17 protein-coding genes are annotated in these 21,460 nt (G+C 34.0%); 9 read left to right on the top strand and 8 right to left on the bottom strand.

What is annotated here, in order from left to right; genetic code table 11:
* Positions 1-10: 10 nt before the first annotated feature.
* Genes N4A45_06440 through N4A45_06430 form a run of 3 tightly spaced genes read right to left on the bottom strand, consistent with a single transcriptional unit; the run spans position 11 to position 3,304 of the window.
* Positions 11-1,423 carry a sugar transferase gene (locus N4A45_06440; protein ID MCT4664856.1) on the bottom strand — a complete coding sequence of 471 codons (1,413 nt, stop codon included), beginning with the start codon at positions 1,421-1,423 and terminating at the stop codon, positions 11-13.
* Positions 1,423-2,337, bottom strand: coding sequence for a hypothetical protein (locus N4A45_06435; protein ID MCT4664855.1), 915 nt, complete (start codon positions 2,335-2,337; stop codon positions 1,423-1,425). The genes N4A45_06440 and N4A45_06435 overlap by 1 nt, the downstream gene beginning before the upstream one ends.
* Positions 2,330-3,304, bottom strand: coding sequence for a Gfo/Idh/MocA family oxidoreductase (locus N4A45_06430; GenBank protein MCT4664854.1), 975 nt, complete (start codon positions 3,302-3,304; stop codon positions 2,330-2,332). The genes N4A45_06435 and N4A45_06430 overlap by 8 nt, the downstream gene beginning before the upstream one ends.
* Before the next feature lie 122 nt (positions 3,305-3,426).
* Here N4A45_06430 and N4A45_06425 point away from each other — a divergent pair, with 122 nt between their 5' ends.
* The 4 genes from N4A45_06425 to N4A45_06410 all read left to right on the top strand — a co-directional run bounded on the left by N4A45_06425 (position 3,427) and on the right by N4A45_06410 (position 7,054).
* A complete protein-coding gene (locus N4A45_06425) occupies positions 3,427-4,140 on the top strand; it encodes a hypothetical protein (GenBank protein MCT4664853.1) in 714 nt (237 codons plus the stop codon).
* A gap of 11 nt (positions 4,141-4,151) precedes the next feature.
* The gene (locus N4A45_06420; GenBank protein MCT4664852.1) at positions 4,152-4,628 is read left to right on the top strand and encodes a hypothetical protein; all 477 of its coding nucleotides are present in this window, start codon (positions 4,152-4,154) and stop codon (positions 4,626-4,628) included.
* Positions 4,629-4,718: 90 nt separating this feature from the next.
* Positions 4,719-5,294, top strand: a complete 576-nt coding sequence (locus N4A45_06415) for a MarC family protein (protein MCT4664851.1) — start codon at positions 4,719-4,721, stop codon at positions 5,292-5,294.
* The gene (locus N4A45_06410; GenBank protein ID MCT4664850.1) at positions 5,291-7,054 is read left to right on the top strand and encodes a putative porin; all 1,764 of its coding nucleotides are present in this window, start codon (positions 5,291-5,293) and stop codon (positions 7,052-7,054) included. Before N4A45_06415 ends, N4A45_06410 begins: the two co-directional genes overlap by 4 nt.
* Here the strand turns inward: N4A45_06410 and N4A45_06405 are convergent.
* The 4 genes from N4A45_06405 to N4A45_06390 all read right to left on the bottom strand — a co-directional run bounded on the left by N4A45_06405 (position 7,017) and on the right by N4A45_06390 (position 12,090).
* Entirely contained in the window at positions 7,017-7,757 is a 741-nt protein-coding gene (locus N4A45_06405) for an HAD hydrolase-like protein (protein ID MCT4664849.1), read from the bottom strand. The two genes, N4A45_06410 and N4A45_06405, sit on opposite strands and share 38 nt — an antisense overlap.
* A 225-nt stretch (positions 7,758-7,982) precedes the next feature.
* Positions 7,983-9,659 (bottom strand): S8 family serine peptidase, encoded by a 1,677-nt coding sequence (locus tag N4A45_06400; protein ID MCT4664848.1) that lies wholly within the window; start codon positions 9,657-9,659, stop codon positions 7,983-7,985.
* A 233-nt stretch (positions 9,660-9,892) separates the two neighbouring features.
* Positions 9,893-11,149 (bottom strand): NAD(P)/FAD-dependent oxidoreductase, encoded by a 1,257-nt coding sequence (locus tag N4A45_06395; GenBank protein MCT4664847.1) that lies wholly within the window; start codon positions 11,147-11,149, stop codon positions 9,893-9,895.
* A 137-nt stretch (positions 11,150-11,286) separates the two neighbouring features.
* Positions 11,287-12,090: an outer membrane beta-barrel protein gene (locus N4A45_06390; GenBank protein ID MCT4664846.1), complete on the bottom strand. Its 804-nt coding sequence runs from the start codon at positions 12,088-12,090 to the stop codon at positions 11,287-11,289.
* Positions 12,091-12,190: 100 nt separating this feature from the next.
* Here N4A45_06390 and N4A45_06385 point away from each other — a divergent pair, with 100 nt between their 5' ends.
* From N4A45_06385 to N4A45_06375, 3 genes are all read left to right on the top strand, one after another.
* Positions 12,191-13,519 (top strand): methylmalonyl-CoA mutase family protein, encoded by a 1,329-nt coding sequence (locus tag N4A45_06385; GenBank protein MCT4664845.1) that lies wholly within the window; start codon positions 12,191-12,193, stop codon positions 13,517-13,519.
* Between the two features lie 7 nt (positions 13,520-13,526).
* The gene (scpA, locus tag N4A45_06380) at positions 13,527-15,653 is read left to right on the top strand and encodes a methylmalonyl-CoA mutase (protein MCT4664844.1); all 2,127 of its coding nucleotides are present in this window, start codon (positions 13,527-13,529) and stop codon (positions 15,651-15,653) included.
* Between the two features lie 325 nt (positions 15,654-15,978).
* Positions 15,979-16,509 (top strand): hypothetical protein, encoded by a 531-nt coding sequence (locus N4A45_06375; GenBank protein ID MCT4664843.1) that lies wholly within the window; start codon positions 15,979-15,981, stop codon positions 16,507-16,509.
* Here N4A45_06375 and N4A45_06370 read toward each other — a convergent pair.
* Complete coding sequence (locus N4A45_06370) at positions 16,506-17,759, bottom strand: M28 family metallopeptidase (protein MCT4664842.1); 1,254 nt, start codon at positions 17,757-17,759, stop codon at positions 16,506-16,508. The two genes, N4A45_06375 and N4A45_06370, sit on opposite strands and share 4 nt — an antisense overlap.
* Before the next feature lie 228 nt (positions 17,760-17,987).
* Between N4A45_06370 and N4A45_06365 the strand changes: the two genes are divergently transcribed.
* Both N4A45_06365 and N4A45_06360 read left to right on the top strand, forming a co-directional pair.
* Positions 17,988-18,389, top strand: a complete 402-nt coding sequence (locus tag N4A45_06365; protein MCT4664841.1) for a hypothetical protein — start codon at positions 17,988-17,990, stop codon at positions 18,387-18,389.
* A 222-nt stretch (positions 18,390-18,611) separates the two neighbouring features.
* Positions 18,612-21,460 (top strand): lamin tail domain-containing protein (locus N4A45_06360; GenBank protein MCT4664840.1); only part of this gene is annotated, 2,849 nt, incomplete at its 3' end.

Here is a 21,460-nt window from a genome sequence, read left to right as displayed (position 1 = left end):
TGTTGTGTTTTTATTTTCCACGTCCTTGCAAGACAATAAGGATGGTATAGACCAAAACCTTAAAATCATTCAGCAAAGATAAATTTTCTATGTAAATAAGGTCAAATTTTAACCTTTCAAGCATTTCTTCTAAATTTTCGGCATAGCCAAATTTCACCATTCCCCAAGAGGTGATTCCAGGTCTTACTCGATGAAGTTGACGATAATAGGGTGCTTTTTTTACCAATTGTTGGATATAGAAATCCCTTTCTGGTCTAGGTCCCACGATACTCATTTCTCCAATTAAAACATTGAAAAACTGGGGCATTTCGTCTATGCGATATTTTCGCATGATTTTTCCCCAAGGAGTTATTCTGGGGTCATCATCTTTACTAAGTTGTGGTCCACAAGCTTCGGCATCCACATACATGGATCTAAATTTGATGATATTAAAAGGTTTTCCATGAATTCCAATTCTTTTTTGTTTATAAAAGATCGGTCCTTTGGAAGACATTCTTACTAAAATAGCTGTAAAAATATAGAAAGGTGAAAGAAGTAGTAAAACGGAAGCTGAAATAATGATATCAAGAATTCTTTTAACCACAGATTGCCATACGGGCATGAGCTTTGTTTCTATTGTGATTAGAGGAACGGCAAACATAGAAGACATTCTCACAGAACCGCTCAAGATATCATACATCGTAGGAATTGTTTTAATTTCCACGGGGGTATCCTCTAGCTTTTCAATGATATTGAGTGCTATTTTATGATCTTTTTCAGCAGTTGCCACAATGACTTCTTGAATATTCTTCTCTTTGATAACGTGAAAAAGGTCTGAAATATTACCTAGATTAGGAAGATAATTTGAAAGTCTTTGTTCTTCTCCTTCTTTTGCAGAAAGATAGCCTTTAAAAATATTTCCTGAAGAGCGAAAGTTATTTTCCATTTTAACGTAGAGATCTACAGCTTCGTCTCCACCGCCTACAAGAAGTGTAGGGTAGCCTATTTTTTTTGTATGTATTTTTTTATTGGTACTTCTAAGAAGAAGGTATCTAAAAAGAAACACAAAGAATGTTTGAAGTAAAAAGTAAATAAAAACAGCAGAGTAGTACTGACTGGTTTTTTCAACCTGATCATCAATTAAGAAAAGAAAAAAGATAATAATAACCCCAACAAAATGCTGTGCAATCGTTTTTCCAAACTCAATAAGACGAGATCTCTTGTAGATATGACGATAATTTCCTAAAAGTGCATAAATAAGTATCCATATTCCTGAAACCCCTAGAATACCTTTAATGAAATTTTCATCAGAAATATATTCACTCATCAAAAGGTTCATTTTTTCTATACAAACCTTTCTATAAATAAAAAACAGCCCCCAAGCCACAGCTGAGCCAAGGTAGTCTAAACCAAGATATTTTAAAACCTGAAGGGTTTTGTTCATTACTTAGAGTGAATTAGTTTAAGGTTGTCTATAGAGAAACTCGCTTGATCTTTTCCATCGGGTAGAGATGCGGATATAAAAAACTTGTATTTATCTGCCGCAGGTAATCCCGCATTCGGATCTTTTTGTTTTTCGGGAATTATTCTAAAGATGATCTTGTTCCAATCCTCTTTTGCATTTACTCCTCCCATAATAAAAGTTTGGGAACCGCTACCAGTGTTGTACCAAATTCCAAATGCAATTTGTATATCCGATTTATAGTCCAATTCTAAATAATTTCTACTGTTTAGCTCAGGGATTTCAAATTCTTTTGAAGTCGCTAAGAAAATTCCACTTTTTTCCTTTGTAAGCGTTACAGTTCCCGAAAAATCTCCTTCGAATACATCATTTTCGGTTTTTTTTACTTCTGCATTATAAATAGCTGGAGTTTTTGTGGTGTCTTTAAGTTCTATACTTTCGAGAGAGATTCCCGGTCCTTCAAAATCTTCTAATTCTATAAAGTCTAGATTCTCTTTGTATTTTTGAGTCACTTTTACCGTAGTAACTTCCCCTGGTTTTAATGAAAATTTATTGGTTTTTTCACCCTTTGAATTATAGAGTTCTGCAATATCAAAACAATCATAAGGAGCTCTTGTTCCTGCTTGACCATTAAGCTTTATTCCACCTCTTGCCGAGAGTTCCACTTCATCTCCAAAATGATGTACAGGAATCGTACAAGGAAATTCAAAACCTCCAATTATTTGATCATTTGCAGAAAGATAGATATCTACCATATTATCTCTGTCAGATCCTTGTTCACTAGTGGTTTCTAGTTTAATGTCTTCTATATAAATATAAGCAGGAATTTCAGCTTCTTTGTTACAAGAAATAATTCCTCCAATAATAAAAAGTAAAGTAAAAATGTTTTTATACATGTATATGGCTTATTTGTTCTGTAATTTGATAAGCAAGTTCTAAAGCTTTAGTTCCATCTGTAAGGCTAACTACAGGTGTTGTGTTGTTTTCTATAGAGTTGGCAAAGGCTTTAAGTTCTTCAAGAATGGCATTGTTTGGTGCACATTCTGGTTGATGAAAGTTGATTTCTTTTTTGGTTTTGTCGTTTTCAAAATAGACTTTAAACGGGTGTTCTTCTGTTTTATCTACTTCGTTCATAGTGACAATTTCCGCCTTTTTATCCAAATAATCTACAGAAATATAGGCATCACCTTGAAAAAAACGTGTTTTTCTCATGTTTTTCATAGAAATTCTACTTGCTGTAAGATTTGCCACACAGCCGTTTTCAAATTCTATCCGTGCATTGCAAATATCTGGAGTTTCAGAAACCACACAAACGCCATTAGCATACACATTCTTGATGTCAGATTTTACGGTGTGCAAAAGTATATCGAGATCATGAATCATTAAATCCAAAATTACAGAAACATCGGTTCCTCTTGGGTTAAATTCTGCTAATCTATGACATTCAATAAACATCGGTTGTTTGATATGCTCTTGAGCAGCCAAAAAAGCAGGGTTAAATCGTTCTACATGTCCAATTTGAATTCGGGTACCTGCTTGTTCTCTTAAATTTGATAATTCACGAGCTTCTTTTATCGTATGTGTAACGGGTTTTTCTATAAAAACGTGTTTTCCTTGTGCTAAACTTTTTTTAGCACATTCAAAATGAGAGATCGTAGAGGTTACAATGTCCACTACATCAATCTTTTCGATGAGTTCTTCCATAGAAGAATATGCCTTGATGCCAAATTCTTTTTCTGTGGTTATACACGTTTCAGGATTAGGATCATAAAAACCTACTAATTCGTAGTTTTTGAGCTCTTTGAGTATTCTGATGTGAATTTTTCCAAGGTGACCAGCACCCAATACACCTATCTTTAACATAGCTAAAATTTAGTACCACCAAAAGTAATAAATATAAATTCAAAAGTATTTTTTCCTCAGTATTTTTTGTGTAGTCAATAATTTTGCAGATTTTTACTTGATTTTATTGTAAAAATAGATTTATGCGGTTTATTGTTTCGGTTTTAATTATTCTATGCTTAGGAATTGGTTTTGGAAATGCACAGCCTATCCATCCCAAGAAAAAAATGATTTCTGTAGGTATTACAGGGAATTATATGCACTTTAGAGATCCTGCCATTTTCACAACCAAAAAACAGGTTTTAGGAGGTGTTCTTCTTAAAGTTATTGGTACGTCAAATATAGATCTGTATGGAGCTGGGGCTAAAACCGAAGCTCATATATCGTCTAGTTTTTCTGCTCTTGGAGAATTTGCAATGTATAAAGGTTACAAGAATACAGGTGCAACAGAATGGATAGCTGGTACGATAAATAATCAGGGAATTGTGACATTTGAACAAGTATTTGCATCTATGTCAGAAATCTCTGCGGGGATAAAATATTCCCCTTCTTTTCTACGATTTAGAACACAGTATTCTACTTCACAAGTAGAAAATTATAAGTTTAGACTTTATTTACCTATAAAATTATCTAGAAAACAAATTAGTACAGATATTTATTATGAATATACAAATACTATAGGAGCTAGAGTATTGGAACAGAAATCTTTTGAATCTTCAGGATGGGCATATTCTTTCTTGAGTTTTGGAGGAGAATATTATTTGAAAGATTGGCTTAAAATACAATTAGAAGTCAATAATGAATTTGGGGCTCTGGCTCAAAGAAGATTCACTCTAGGGTTGTTTGTAAATATCTAAAAAAAAAAAGCATGCGTTCGATCTCAAAATATATCACCATAGTATTTCTATTTTCTTTGTTAACGATAAACTTTTCTTGTGAGAAGGATATACCTGTTGAAAAAAGGATTGAAGTATTTTATAATAATAATTCCTACAAAGGGGAGTTGATCTCTGTTATTAAACTTCCAGGTAGTGGTTCCGATTTCGTTTTTCCCATAACAGTTCACTCATATTATGGGCTTAAGGAAGGAAAAACGGATGCTTTAGTTTACAGAGAATTACCCACTGGTGTTTGGGACCCAATTGTACCTTCACCAATAGAAGTAAAAGGTATTCCTGGACTTAAGGTTGTTGCCGAGCAAAAAGGATCATACTTTGCTCAAACATTATTAGGACATTTGCCTACAGCAGTTAAGTGGAAAAATAATACTTTTAAGCTTATTCTGAGACAAGAAATTGACGGTGAAATTGGAGCCGAAAAAACGATATATTTTAGAGTACTTTAATAAACGAAATAAGCTATTTATTTTGTTGTTGATTCTCGGTGAAAACGCCATTTTTTTGAATGAGATTTTAAGTCTTAAAAACATGAAACTATGAATTTTTCCGAAATTATTACGATCTCACTTACTTTGTTTGCCGTTATTGATATTCTGGGTTCCGTTCCCATTATTATTGATCTACGAACCAAAATGGGGCATATTCAATCTGAAAAAGCGACTTTAGTTTCAGGTGGAATTATGATTGCCTTCCTTTTTTTGGGTGAAAAAATACTCAAGCTGATTCATCTTGATATTCCTTCTTTTGCCATTGCTGGTGCTATTGTAATGTTTTTTCTTGCCTTAGAGATGATTCTTAATATCGAAATATTTAAGGAAGATGGAGAATCTAGAACAGGAGAAATTGTACCTATAGCTTTTCCCTTAATAGCAGGTTCTGGAACTTTAACTACATTAATTTCATTGAGAGCCGAGTTCGACATGATTAATATTATTTTTGGCGTACTCATCAATCTTGCATTTGTTTATTTAGTTTTAAAAACGACTAAAAAGCTAGAAAGATTATTAGGAAAAGGTGGAATTGATGTGATGAGGCGTATCTTTGGAATTATTTTGATGGCAATAGCGGTCAAATTATTTTTAGGAAACTTAAAAATCGTCATAGCTGGATGATCCGTAAAGTCATACTTTTATTTCTTATCGTAATATCAAATATTGCTTTTGCTCAGCAAGATAGCTTAGAGTTTAAGGAGAGAAATAATGCAATAAACTATGCAGGATTGCTTAAAAGTGATGTGGGAAATGTAAATCTTCAAGGGCATTATGCCATGTCAAATATAGGGGGTGCATATCAGTCTTTAAGACCTTTGGAAATCAAACTGTATCAGAATCCATTTAAAGAAAGTGCTTATGATTTATACAGGATGTCTAAAGACTCATTACCTTATTCTCCTACTTATAAATTTTTAAGATTCCACTATAAAAAGACCAATAAAAGAAGTCAGAATATTGAAGCAACCCATACCCAGTTATTTCGAGATTTTTCTTTCGGAGTTTTTTATCATAGAATTTCTTCACAAGGTTTCTTTCAAAATGAATCAAAAGAACATACCTTTTTAAAGGCGGAAGTGAAATTACATCCATACCAAAAGAAATATGAATCTAAATTATCTTACACACATCGTAAATCACTTTTGTTAGAAAACGGAGGTTTGGCTAACGACACAGTTTATAACGAAGATTTAGAATCAAACGAACGAGCAATCCCTGTTTTACTTTCAGATCAAGCACAAAATACACAAACTTTTAACTTGTGGATGTGGGAGAATAGAATCTATTTGAAAAAAGATAGTCTGGTGAAGAGTGGGGTAGAAGCGCATACCAAAATTCGCTCTTCAAATGAAAAATTTCAGGATAGAGATCCAATGTTTCAACCCAGTGTTTTTTATGGTGCACATATTTCTAAACCGTTTTATGAAACGGTAAAAGACAGTACAGGGAACGCAATTGATTCAGTCAATACTTCTGTTCTCTCACAAGATATAAAACTTTTTTATCAGAATGAAAACTGGCAGCTCAAGGGTGGTTTTTTCATACAAAGAAGTCGTTATCTTAATAATGATTTTTCAACAACTTATACGGAATATGGCTTAAATGCTGACTATAGATGGAAAAATAGAATTTCAGGACAAATGGAAATTCGGCAAAGAGAAAATGAATCAAGTATTTTACAAGGAAATATACAGTATGATTTAACGGATTATCTTTCTGCTTCTTTGGCTTATAAAGAGTCTTACCCCAGCTGGTTTCACACCAGATATCGTTCAAATTTCTATGAGTGGAATCAAAAATTAAAGACCACTAAAAGGACAGATATCATATTGCATTATCAGCCCATTAGAGACTTGAAGGTAACTGGTTTTTTCAATTCTTTTAATGATTTTATCTTTATTAATTCTGCAAAAAGACCAGAGCAAACCTCAGAAAATCAACATATATTAGGTCTAGAGGCTAATTATATTAAAGAAAACAAACGCTGGGTCACTAAAGGTATGTTGAGGTTTCAGCAGGTTGAAGGAAACTATATAAGATACCCAAAATTTCATGGAACACTTTTAGGAGGAGTTAAGTTTCAATGGCTTGGAGCAGCTCATTTTACAGCAGGCTTTCAGTTGGAATATTTTAGTTCTTATTATGCCAATCAATTCATGCCTTCTACGAGTCAGTTTTATATCCAAAATGATATAAAAGTAGGAAATTACCCAATGTTAGATTTCTTTTTAACGATGAAAGTAGAATCCTTTACTGGGTATATTCTATATGAAAACTTAACCAGATTTGTCAAAAAGGATGGAAACTATATTGCTCCACACCATGTGTGGAAACATCAAACTTTTAGATTTGGTATTGTTTGGAATTTTTATGACAAATAACGGGATTTGATAGATTACGATAAATCGTATTCATAACCATCTCAATATTAATATAATCGTGAATGATTTCACTTAATCCCAAATTTAATAACTGATTATCTTTATGAAAATCAACACCAATTATTGGAATACAAAGGTTTTTACAGGTTTTTAAATCCCAAGATCCATCGCCAAAATACAATACGTTTTGATATCTTGTTTTATGAGTATACTCCATTTGGTGAATCGCATTCAACACAATATTTTCTCTGCTAATAAACAAATCACTATTGGAGATTACATAATTACTACTCGTTTTTTTATCTAATATATTACTCCCTTGTAGTTTGAGTAAACCGGACTGTTCCCAAGAGCCAGTTGCAAATGCAATATGGAAATCGGGCAACATTTGAAGAATCTCTAAAAACTTTTTGGCACCAGGTATTTCTTTAAATCGCCAAGGTTTTTCTTGTAATTGTTGATGAAGTAAAGTTAAAAATACAGATTTGATTTCTTGGTATTCTTCTTCAGAAGGTAGCCTATTAAAGTGTTTTTTGAAAATTTCTTGGCTAATACACCAGTCTGTAGCATGGGGGAAATCTTCCCAAGAAATTCCATCTAAAGAAATTCCAAAAAGCTTTTTCATGGTTTCTTCCAAGCAATTATCATCTGCTTTTTTTGTATCAGTAAGGGTTCCGTCTATATCAAATACTATCAGGTTCATGTGTTTTTATTATTTCGATAAAATTATACAGAAAGTGTTAATATAAATTGTTCTTTTCGTTAATGAATGTTCAAGATTTTAGAAGACGACTATATCGTAGGATAAATATAAAACTTGATTACTTACTAAAACGTATGGTATAAATAACAAATTTGTGACGAAAAAAAAATACCCATTCTCAATATTATTTTGAGAATGGGTAAATCTTATTTTATGGTAGGGATACTATTTTGAAGTTTTTTCAATAGCCATTTTTACTGCATTGTAAACATCAATAATTCCACCTTCTCTTGATAAACTTGAGAATTTCACTGTTTCAGGACCTTTTTTTCCTTTTCCTGGTTTGATTACTTTAAAATCATCACGATTAGCAGATTTTAAGATAATATCACGAATTTCAAACATGGTTAACTCAGGGAAATATGATTTCAAAAGAGCTGCAAGACCAGACACCATAGGACAAGCCATTGAAGTTCCTTGGAATGTAGCGTAATCTGATTGAGGAATTGTTGAGTAAATCTCTTTTCCTGGTGCAAAAATATCTACTTTTTTATCTCCATAGTTTGAGAAAGAAGCTGCACGACCGTTGTATGTTTTTACTTTTTTGCGTTTCTTCCAGATTTTCCACCACTTATCTCTTTTCATTTTTTTGTATTGTGGTTTTTCAAATCTTGTTGCAGCACCTATGTCTAACCAGTTAGTAAATCTTTCTGACATACTTGGATACATTGATGTTGGGAATTTAGGTTCAACATCTACATCTTTTCCATCATTACCAGCAGCATGCACTAGTAAAACACCTTTTTTCTCAGCATAACGAATTGCTTTGATCACTTCAGCACTATTTTCTGGGTAGTCTTTCCCGAAACTCATACTTACAACTTGCGCTCCGTTATCTACGGCATAACGAATAGCTAAAGCGATGTCTTTATCTCTTTCATCACCATTAGGAACGGCTCTTAGAGACATGATGATTGCATTATCAGCAACTCCATCATTCCCAATTCCGTTTCCTCTGTTTGCTCCAATGATTCCCGCACAGTGCGTTCCGTGTCCAGCATCAGGACCTTCTACGTCGCCATTTCCATATTGTGTATCAGAGAAATCTGAAGGTTTATCACCGATGATATCTCTATCACCTGTAAAATCTGGGTTGTAGTAGTAATTATATTGACCAGAGAAATAGTCTAGACCACCTTTGAGTCTTTCTAGCATTGCATCTTTGTTTTCCAAAGAGGCAAAAGCCATTTTTTGTTTAGGATCAGACATTTTTGTCTCTTCCATTTCTTTGGTAATATCTTTGGCAGTATAGTCTTCACCATATTTTTCTACCATTTTGCTATGTGCTTTTTCTATTGAAGACTGGATAGATTTCATACGATCCATTCCTGCTTTTGCACTTTCTCTTTTACTGGTAACTACTTCTTTTACCTTAAGGTAATATTTGTAGTCTTTCAAATCAGCTTTAGCAATTTCCGATTCTTCTTTACCATCGAATTTTTTCATCAAACGAGCATAAATTCTCGTTACTTCAAGCTGTGCATCATTGGCATTTCTTCCGTCTGCATTTCCTAAGAAATTCCATCCATGAATATCATCAATATATCCATTTTTGTCATCGTCAATACCGTTATTTGGGATTTCTCCTTTGTTTACCCAAATTTTCCCTTTAAGGTCTTCGTGCTCAATATCTACTCCAGAGTCAATTACTCCAACTACTGTTGGCTTAGATTTTCTTCCTTTCAATAGTTCGGCATAAGCCTTGTCTGTTCTTACCCCTGTTTTACTGTTGTTATACCAGTTTAGGATGTCTTTGTCAACTTCAGTATTTCCATGTTGAGCCATGGCTACTGAGCTTCCCATTAGTAGGGAAAATGCAACAACTTTAGAAGTCCAATTCATATAGTTTGATTTTAATTTTCTTGATTTATGCGTTTTACAGTGCAGGCCTGTCAAGGCATAATTTTGGTATCCAAAAATAATTAATATTAAGTGAAAATATGCTTTCCTTTTAGGTAGTTTTGGTTAAAAAGAATAAAAATATTTTAACATAGAATAAATTGGAGAAATAGATACCAATAAAAAAGAGCCTTCAAGAAAATGAAAGCTCTAGGATAAGGATGACTCATAATGGATTAGTCCATCATTTTACCTTTCATCATTTGGTTCCAGTACAAATATGGAAGTCCGTATTTTTTAAGTACCCACATAAACCAAGATTCTTTACCTGTGTCCATTAGTTTGCTTAACATGGGGTCTGAGTCTCGAACATTATCATACTTAAATTCTGCTAATAACATTTTACCATATCCAGTTACTAATGGACAAGAAGAATATCCATAGTATTTTTTCTCTCCTAATTTTCCAGATTCTATTAAATGTTTGATGTTTCCCGCAACAACTGGAGCTTGCTTTCTTATTGCTGCCCCTGTTTTTGCAGTAGGTAGTGCTGCGGCATCTCCAAGAGCAAAAACATTCGGATATTTATTGTGTTGCAGCGTGTTTATATCTACATCGATCCATCCTGTTTCGTTTGCAAAGGGGGAATTTTTAATAAAATCGGGAGCCGATTGTGGCGGAGCCAAGTGAAGCATGTCAAATTTTTCGGTTACTTCAAAATTACCTTCGGTATTGGCAAATACCTCTTTTCCATCTGAGGTAATAATACAACCACCTTCTTCTTCGGCGGTGAGCCTGAAAGTAATTTCTTTTTTCTCACCATCAATTTTTATTGGGGCATGATTATATTGAGTGTGTATTTTTCTTTTGTCAATAATTCTCTCAAGTTCTTCCTTAAAAGGTGTTACTCCAAAGATTACACCACCAGGAGTGGCAAAAATAACATCGGTTTGTTCTTTTACACCAGATTTTACAAAATAATCATCTGCTAAATACATGATTTTTTGAGGAGCTCCTCCGCATTTTATTGGCGTAATGGGTAAAGTGAAAATGGCATTTCCACCTTTGAAATTTTTCAGAACTTCCCAAGTATAGTTAGGGTCAACATAGTTTGAACAAACCCCATTTTTTCCCATAGTTTCTGCCAAACCTTCAATCCCATCTAAATCTATTTGGATTCCAGGGCTGAGAATAAGGAAATCATAAGTAATAGTTTTTCCAGAACGAAGTGTACAGGTATTATTTTCTGGGGCAAATGACTCGGCATAATCCTTAATCCAGTTTGCCCATTTGGGCATTACAGAAGCTTCAGGTCGCACGGTTTTGTCATAAGAATAAGCATTGGCACCCACCAATGTCCATGCAGGCTGATAATAATGTTTATCAGAAGGTTCTATGATTGCAATTTCTGCTTTCGGATATTCCTTTTTTAGTTTGGTAGCGGTCATTATTCCACCTGTACCACCACCAATTATTAATATTTGACTGTGCATAACTCTGTGTTTTTGTTAAAAATCAATCCAAGTTAGCTCAAATAAATGTTATAACCCGTGATGTGGGTTACAGTCTATATTGATGGAAAAAGAGGGAGATATTTTCGCCTATTAAAAGCAATATTTCTCACATTTTTTTAGTGAACCTTTGCAAAAGTAATTGCTGTTCCTAAGCGGAGACCCACAAATTTGATTCTACTATCTCTATGATTGTCTATAGACATTAAACCATAATCTAACTGTAGGAAAACAGCAACATTGTCATAGAAGTTAAAATCGATTCCCACAGAAGAAGAAATATCTGTAGCTAAATTTGTGTTATACTGATAGATTACATAGCTTGTTTTTCCTTCAGATACTGTCCTGTCTATTCTATTAACACCTAAAACTTTGTTTTTGTTATTGCTATACATGAGTACACCAAAAGTGACTCCTCCGTAAAGAGAAATAATACTATTAATATTTTGTTTATACTTTACAGGGAATTCTAAGAAATATGCTTCAAAACCTTCATCATAATCCATTAACTGTTTACTCGGAAACCAGAATTCTGGAATGAGTCTATACATGTCTCGGTGTGTGTCGTAATTATAAATTTCCCTATTGACTTCTGTATCATAAGATTTTCTGATTAAGGTAGCTCCAAAATCTAAGCTAAATCTTTTGTTGAAATCCATAGTCATTCTATAACCGATGAAACCATTCATTTTCCCCACTGATTTAAAAGCTAAATCATTCTTGCGATAATTTTGTTTTATATTAGGATTACTGACTGCGTGTTCGTGAACAAATTCATTTGCCGCCAATTCAAAAGTATCTTTATTCCAAGCAAATAAATTGGAATAACTAATCCCAGCAGTAATATGATGTCTGATCTCATATTGAGCAAAAGAAGAGATTGAAACAAAAAACAATAGCAGTGTAATGAGTCCTTTTTTCATTGTATTTCTGTAAAGTTTATAGAATAATCGGTAAGTCACCAATATTTTAATGCTCAAAAATAAGTATTTTAGCTCTCTAATTATCCACAAAATAGATAAAATGTTCGAAACTTTTGAAAAACAAAGCGCAAAGAGCTGGCATGAGAAGATTATTACAGACCTCAAGGGTGCTGATTTTGAGGAAACTCTTATTTGGCAATCTGATGAAGGTATATCAGTAAATCCGGCATACACTAAAGAAGATAGAACGAGCAATGGACTCAATTTTGAATTAGGGAATTGGGAAATTGTTGAAAATATTCATTATCAGAATGAGGCCGATACAAATGGACTTATTTTATCTCTTTTAAACAAAGGAGTTTCGGGATTAAGAATAGATTTTGGAGGAGCTTCAAATGTGGATTTTTCTTTGCTTTTTCAGAATGTTTATGTGCAAAACATCGGTTTAACTTTCGTATTAAAGTCCCATAATTTTCATTTAGTAAACGATTTTTACCAAGGTCTTTCTTCTGAAGAAAAAGAAACGGTTGTATTGCGATTAGATTATGATATTTTATCTTCATTTTTTCAATCTGGAAGAATGGATCTTGGGGCGTATTTTGAGGGGATTAAACGAGTAGAAAAGGCAAACTTTACTTATTGTATAGATCTTACTTATTTACAGAATTCTGGAGCAAGAATGTTTGAGCAAATTGCAATTGGAGCTTCATTGATACAAGAATATGTGGAAGAATTTGGAAAAGAAGTTTTCAATTCTTTGCATATAAAACTTGCCAATGGAGGAAACTTTTTCTTTGAAATCTCCAAACAGCGTGCATTCAGAAATATGATTCATTTTCTTGCCAAAGAGTATGATACTACTGCTCAAACATTTTTTAGTGTCGAGAATAGTTTAAGAAATAAAACTTTGTATGATCCAAATGTGAATATGCTAAGAATCGGGTCCGAAATTTTATCTGCGGCATTAGGTGGAGCTCAAGCAATAGTTTCTATGCCTTACGATATTGTGTATAAGAATCCTAATGAGTTTTCAGCGCATATTTCAAGAAATCAGCAAATAATGCTCAAGGAGGAATCTAATATACATCAAGTTGCAGATGCTGGGAATGGAGCTTATTATATAGAAACAATAACATCGGAGCTTGAAAAGAAAGCGTATCAATTTTTTCAAGAATTAGAGCAAGAAAGTCTAAAAGAATATTGTAATTCTGGGAAATTAAAATCCAAGCTAGCCGATCATCATCTCAAAGATGTGGAAAGATACGAGTGTCAAGAAAAACCTTTGTTAGGGACGAATCTTTACCCAAATCCAAATGATTCATTAAAAGAAGAATTGGAAAAAGAACTTGCTCCTTTTGCAAATTACCATATTCCAGCGATGCGAATTGCTTGGCAGGACGAACAAAAAAGATTGGATTCTGAAAAATAATAGCCAAATGAAAAAAGATTTTAGCCAAATACCTTATCAAACTCAAGAATCAAAATCTTTCAAAAAGGAAGAATCTTGGGAAAGTCCCGAAGAAATCACCTATCAAAACGCCTATGATAAAGAGGATGAAGAAGGTCTTTCTCATATTGATTTTGTGGCAGGAATTGCTCCAAATCTTAGAGGACCCTATTCAACTATGTATGTGAGAAGACCTTGGACGATTAGGCAATATGCAGGTTTTTCAACCGCAGAAGAATCCAACGCATTTTATAAAAGAAACCTAGCAGCAGGTCAAAAAGGACTTTCGGTAGCCTTTGATTTAGCCACACACAGAGGATATGATAGTGATCACGATAGAGTGGTGGGTGATGTAGGAAAAGCAGGTGTAGCCATCGATTCCATTTTGGATATGAAAATTCTTTTTGATGGAATTCCTTTGGATAAGATGTCTGTTTCAATGACTATGAATGGAGCCGTTTTACCTATTTTGGCATTTTATATTGTTGCGGCAGAAGAACAAGGCGTACCTCAAGAAAAACTCAGTGGTACTATTCAGAATGACATTTTGAAGGAGTTTATGGTGAGAAATACCTATATCTATCCTCCAAAGCATTCTATGAAAATCATTGCAGATATTTTTGAATATACTTCTCAAAATATGCCGAAATTTAATTCTATTTCTATTTCGGGATATCACATGCAAGAGGCTGGTGCAACAGCTGATATTGAGCTGGCTTACACCCTTGCTGATGGTTTAGAATATGTAAAAACAGGAATTGCAGCAGGAATGGATATTGATAGCTTTGCTCCAAGACTTTCTTTCTTTTGGGCAATAGGGATGAATCATTTTATGGAAATTGCCAAAATGCGTGCCGCCAGAATGCTTTGGGCAAAATTGATGAGTCAATTCAAACCAAAAAATCCTAAATCGATGTCTCTTAGAACGCATTGTCAAACAAGTGGGTGGAGTCTTACGGAGCAAGATCCTTTTAACAATGTAGGAAGAACGCTATTTGAAGCCATGGCAGCCTCTTTTGGAGGAACACAATCACTACATACCAATGCATTGGATGAGGCAATTGCATTACCCACAGATTTTTCGGCAAGAATAGCGAGAAACACTCAAATTTTTATTCAAAAAGAAACAGAAACTTGTAGAACGGTGGATCCATGGGGTGGCTCTTATTTTGTAGAAAATCTGACTAAAGAAATTGCTGATAAAGCTTGGAAACTCATTCAAGAAATAGAAGAACTAGGAGGGATGTCTAAAGCAATTGAGACCGGACTCCCCAAAATGAGAATAGAAGAAGCTGCTGCCAAAAAGCAAGCAAGAATAGATAGTGGTAAAGATATCATTGTAGGAGTAAATGCGTATCGCCTTGAAAAAGAAACGGCAATAGATACCCTTGAAGTTGATAACACTGCCGTAAGGATTGCACAAATAGAAAGACTCACAAAACTAAGAGCAGAAAGAAACGAAAAAGAAGTGCAAGATGCGCTAAACAAACTGAGTGAATCTGCCAAAACAGGTGATGGGAACCTACTGGCATTGTCTGTAGATGCTGCAAGAAAAAGGGCTAGTTTAGGTGAAATATCAGACGCTTTAGAGAAACATTTTGGGAGATTTAAAGCCGTAACAAGATCCATAAAAGGTGTGTATATGAAAGAAGCTAAGGGAGATGAGTATTTTCAAAAAGCCCTACAATTGAGTGACGAATTTGCAGAAATTGACGGAAGAAGACCGAGAATTATGGTTGCCAAAATGGGACAAGACGGTCATGATAGAGGAGCCAAAGTAATCTCCACAGCTTTTGCAGATTTAGGTTTTGATGTAGATATAGGTCCACTTTTTCAAACACCTCAAGAGGCAGCGAAACAGGCTGTTGAAAATGATGTTCATATTCTGGGGGTTTCTTCTTTAGCAGCAGGTCATAAAACTTTAGTTCCTAAAGTGATAGAGGAGTTAGAAAACCTAGGAAGAGAAGATATCATGGTAATAGCAGGAGGAGTGATTCCTCCGCAAGATTATGAGTATTTATATGAAGCTGGTGTTGCTGGTGTTTTTGGCCCAGGAACAGTGATTGCCAAAGCCGCTATTGAAATTTTACAAATATTGATTGATGCAAACAAGTAATACCATTTATGGTGTTAATTTACTCACTGTCATAAGCCCCTTTGAATAGCTTGTCCCGATTTTTCGGGAGGGGAAGGGGGATGTTACACAAAGTAAACACCCCCTATAAAAAGAAACTAAAGAAATGCTATTCGATTATGAAACAATATGCAACATCCCCTTACCTCCTTCAAATAGTTTGTCCCGACTTTTCGGGAGGGATTTGAATTCCAGAGCTTGTTCTGACTTTTCGGGAGGATTAAGAGATGTTCTACAACGAAAAACTTCGAAAAAGAAACAAAATATATAGGTAAATTAACAACGTAAACGGTATAAAAAGATATTTGTGAAAAAAAACTATTTAATCATATTGTTATTTAGCTGGTCTCTTATTTCATGTGGAGACCAGTTTAGTTATTCTCAAGGAGAGAAAATGGTAACAGGAACAGAGTTAAGACCAAAACAATCTGATGGTCATACAACTGTAGGAAATCCTAATAATTATGGTTACTTAACTCAGTATTATCCAAATCCTAGTATAGGAGAATTGAATATCTATACTTGGAATCCTGAAGTATCTATTGAAAAGGTTTTTATTTTACCTGGAGAAACCACGAATATGTTTGAAAGTATCGAGTTTGAAAATTCTCGTTTTTCTTATTTAGATACAGACATCAAGGAATATTCTTTGATATCACAAGAGGGAGAACAGGGTACAGATCTAAAAATTGATGTTCATTCTTTAGACGAGGGTTTTTATAAAGCAGTTGTTTACTATAACGAAGGAACAAGAGAATGGTTTAGTTTTTATAAAGCATACGAGCAAAAAACCATTGAAGAATGGGAATCTGAATTAAAAGGATTTTTTACCCCTTAATTTCGTTCGATAAAACTGACTACTAATTTGTGTAAATCTTCGAACTCCGTGAGAGGTAGTGTTTCAGATTTATCGTAAATATCATGATAGGCTCTTATCCCGCCTAGGGTGTAAAAGAAAAATGTTTTAACTCCTTCTTTTTCAAAAGCACAATGATCAGAATTACAAGCATAGCCTCTTTCTTTTATAGCAGGTATTAGTTGTTTTTCTTTATTGATTTCTTTAAATAGTTGATATTCTTTTTTATATAAAGATGAATTGACAATTTGTACGCCTTCATCTCCTGTACCGAAAATATCAAAATTAAGTAAGAATTTTACCGAGTTTAAATCAATAATTTGATCTTCAACTAAAGCATGAGAACCTAAAAGTCCGATTTCTTCTCCCGAAAAGAGAATGAATTTAAGGGAATATTTAGGTTTATTTTTAGAGAAATGCTCCATTAAATTTAATAGAAAAACAACACCACTAGCATTATCATTGGCACCAGGGAAATAAACTTTTTTCCCTAAGTTTCCAATATGATCATAGTGTGCCGTAATGAGGTACGTACTGTCTGTATTTTTTCCTGGAATTTCTACAAGAATATTATTGGTAGGATAATCTTTAAGCAATTTAGCGTGTAAATTTATTTTTGCTTTTTTATTCTTAGAAATATTTTTTGTGGTATAAAAAAGCGGTCTCAGTGCTTGTTTTGTACTGCTCGAAAAAGTAAGCTTTGATTGATTATAGAGAATCACTCCAGCGGGTTTTATGTCTTGAACCCAAGGTAATGCTCTTAGAATTTCTTGAATATCATTTTTATGAGGACTACTGTTAATTTCTTCTTGATCGAAAATAGCAATCTCGCTTGATTTCAATTTTTGAATTTGGCGAACGACCTCAGATTTCCCTTGTTGGATCTCAATTTTTTTTAAATAATATTTCCCTTTTAGAGAAGGAGACGAGGCATTTACTATAAAATCCTTACCTGCAACTTGACATTTCCCGTCTATTGATAACTTTACTTTCGACTCAAACACATTGGCATCAAGTTCAAATGCATGTTTTTGAACAGTCAATCCCATATTTTTAATTCTTGAACTAAGGAAGAATTCAGCTTTTTGAACACCATCAAAAGAATACCCTCTACCGTTCATTTCCTTTGAACAAAGAACTTTAAGATCTTCTTTAGCTTGTTTAATATTTTGAGCATTCAACTGAAGTATTTGGAAGCAAAATAAAAGTAGAAAATAGTGAACGATATTCATTTGGTAGTTTTTTTAGTCCAAGATAAATAAAAACATCCAAGCTGGGAAAAAAACAAAATGGGAATTGAAATGCTCATGATCAAATTTTAATATAGATAAGCAAATTAGTTCAAAAATGATACTATTTAATTTCGAAATTGATTTCTTGTTTGAAAAGCTTATATTTTATAGGTAAATTTGAAAAATCATCAGATAGAAGAAATTTTAGAAAAAATAATTGGAGTTGTTATGAAATACTTATTTAGTCTCTTGTTTTTTATGGTTTTATCGGTTTCTGTTCAAGCACAAACCAAGTGCCATATTATTGTAGAAAGTGCCAAAGTTTATGCAGAGCCTAGCGATATGGGTACCGAAGTATTGTCCACCCAAAAAAAATATGCAAATGTCTATGCTATTGGTAGCACAAATGATAATTGGATTAAAATTAAAGTGGGAAATAAAGAAGGGTATGTAAAGAAAAATTTTATAGCCAAAGGGCATATAAAGTTTGAATTACAAACCAGTAGAGTTGGAGCTTATTGTAGAGACGGCCATAAAGTGATGACTATCGAAAGAAACAACTGTGTAGATCATGGTGGGGTAAGAGAATGGATCAAGGATCGAGTGAAAACTCCAGTTGTTTATCATTGATTATCGGTGAATTATCTATTAAAATATACGAACAAACGAATGTCCACAACAGTGGGCATTTTTTTTTGGACAAAAAAAATATTTAAAAGCTATATTAGGGTTCATGATGTGATTATTTGGAATTTACAAGACCATTTTGTTTATTAACTTTTACTTAATTTTCAAAGTGAATGTATTGGAATCAAAGAAATTAAATTTGTCGGATATTATTTAAGCAGAATTATGAAAAAGATGTTTGCCATTGTGTTGGCGTTCACCACGTTTAGTTTCTCCTCCTATGCATACGAAGGATATGCAAGCAAGGGTTATTTAGGAGATTTTGGGCAAGAGACAGTTTTATGTCAAATAAATGCCCAGGAGAATCAAGTCTCTATTGCTGATGCAATGAATATGGCTTCAAATTCAAACTCTGATTGTTCAGAGTTGTTTTTTTCGGGTTATAATGAACCAGGAAGTGGTTCTAAATTTGTTGTGGTGTATAACCCAACAGGGAACTCAATCAGCCTTTCGGGTTATAAAATCACCAAATTTGTAAATGGTGATGACTTTAATGAAGGAGTTGATTATGCACTCTCTGGAACGATAGCCTCTTATGGAGTTCACCAAGTAGGAAACGGAAGTTCTGGTACCAATATTGGTGGTGGAGCATCTTGGAATGGTGATGATGCTATTGCTTTGTATAATGGGACAACCATGATTGACTTAATAGGAGAAGTAGGGTATGACCCAGGAAGTTCTTGGTCTTCAGGGGGAGTATCAACGGCTAATAAAACACTAAGACGAAAAAGTACGGTCAAAAAAGGTGTTACTACCAATCCAACAACATTTAATCCATCTCTTGAATGGGAAGTCGTGAGTCTTTCGGATGTAGATCAACATACCTCAGACTGTGAATCATCTTTGCCAGCATGTGCTACAGATACGACATTTACTTTTTCTGATTGTGATAGTACTCAGTTTAACGGAGTGTATTATACAGCGAATACAACTATTACTGATACTTTAACAAACGCTGCGGGTTGTGATAGTTTGATTTATAATCAAATCATTGTTCACCCGAGTTATGCTGTCTCGGAATCTGAAAACGGAGTAGATTCTTTAATATTTAATGGAACTACTTATTATGCAGATACGACTGTTGTAGATACTCTGGCTTCCATTTTTGGTTGTGATAGTGTTATTTCTACGAGTATTGAAGTTTATATATCACCAAATCCTTGTACAGAACTGTTTATTACAGAATATCTAGAAGGTTATTCAAGTAACCGTGCTATTGAAATATATAATCCAACTGCTTCAGCAATTTCTTTAGCAAATTATTCATTAAGAAAATATGATGGTAGTAATACCACACCCAATAGTACAATTTATTCGTCTTGGTCAACCGCTTCAATTCCTGCTTATGGAACTTATACGGTTGCACATAATTCAGCATTTAACACTACAAAAAACTTAGCCGACGCAACAACAACTAATTCAGTTCTTTCATTCTCAGGAAATGATGCTATTGGTTTGTTCAAAGGAAATGCATTAGTGGATATCGTAGGTTCAGTGGGAACTACAACGAATTTTGCTCAAAATAAAACGTTGGTTAGAAAAAATAATGTACAGCTAGGTAAGCTAACTTATGATGCTAGTGATTGGTATTCTCTTTCAGTAAACAATATCGATAGTTTAGGAATGCATAACTCAGTTTGTGAGCCACCAAGCTGTGATGTGGATACAACCCTAACTTTCTCAGATTGTGATTCTACGCAATTTAACGGTGTGTATTACCTTACGAATACTACCATTTTGGATACTTTCCCACTTGGGGGAGGTTGCGATAGTATCGTAATTAATGAAATTATTGTTCACCCAAGTTATACAATTACGGATTCAAAAAGTGGAAGTGATTCGGTAATCGTACACGGAACAACCTATTTTACAGATACCACAGCAGTAGATACACTATCGAGTTTCTTGGGATGTGATTCTGTGGTGACAACAAGTGTTACCGTTATTTTACCTGCTCCAGATTGTTCAGAAATCTTTATCTCTGAATATGCAGAAAAAGGAAATACGAAAGCCATTGAGCTTTATAATCCAACTTCTTCTGCGATTGATTTGAATGATTATGTATTAAAAAAGCATAATTCTGGTTCGCAATCGAATACCAATTCTTTAAATCTTAAGGGAACCATTAACGCTCATGATGTTTATCTGATTAGTTATAACCAAGCTCCTTCGGCTGTACAAGCTGTTTCTGACACCGTTACATCAAGCTCAGCGATGACCTTTAATGGAAATGATCCTGTCGGAATCTATAAAAATAATATCCTTGTAGATATTGTTGGAGAAATTGGAAATTCATCTGATCATATCGAGGATGTAACTTTGCAGCGTAAATCAGCTATAAAAATTGGTTCGCTAACTTATTCTGTGGGAGATTGGAATAGTTTAGGAGCGAATTTTACCGATTCTTTAGGAAATCATACTTCAGAGTGTGCCACTGCAGTTAGCCCTTGTGCTACAGTAGATACAACACTAACAGTTGTTTCTTGTGAGTCGTATATATATGGTTCTACTACTTTTATGAATGATACCATATATGTTGATTCATTACTTTCTATAGCAGGTTGTGATTCTGTGGTAACTTTAAATTTAACAATAAACACCGGATCATCAGATACGATGAATGTTTCTACTTGTGATGCTACTTATAGCTTCGGTGGAATGAATATCACTACGGCAGGAATGTACGCTGATACAAATTCAAATGTAAACGGATGTGATTCAATAGAAGTTCTAAACATTGTGTTTAACACCGGATCATCAGATACGATGAATATATCTACTTGTGATGCTTCTTATAGTTTCGGTGGAATGAATATCACTACGGCAGGAATGTATGCTGATACAAATTCAAATGTAAACGGATGTGATTCTATCGAAGTATTGAACATCGTGTTTAACACCGGATCATCAGATACAATGAATATTTCTACTTGTGATGCTTCTTATAGTTTTGGTGGAATGAATATTACGACTTCTGGAATGTACGCTGATACAAATTCAAATATAAACGGATG

The organism is Flavobacteriales bacterium, assembly GCA_025210805.1.
Taxonomy (GTDB): domain Bacteria; phylum Bacteroidota; class Bacteroidia; order Flavobacteriales; family CAJXXR01; genus JAOAQX01.
Note: the sequence above shows the minus strand (reverse complement) of the source record. Positions and strands in the feature narration are given on the sequence as shown.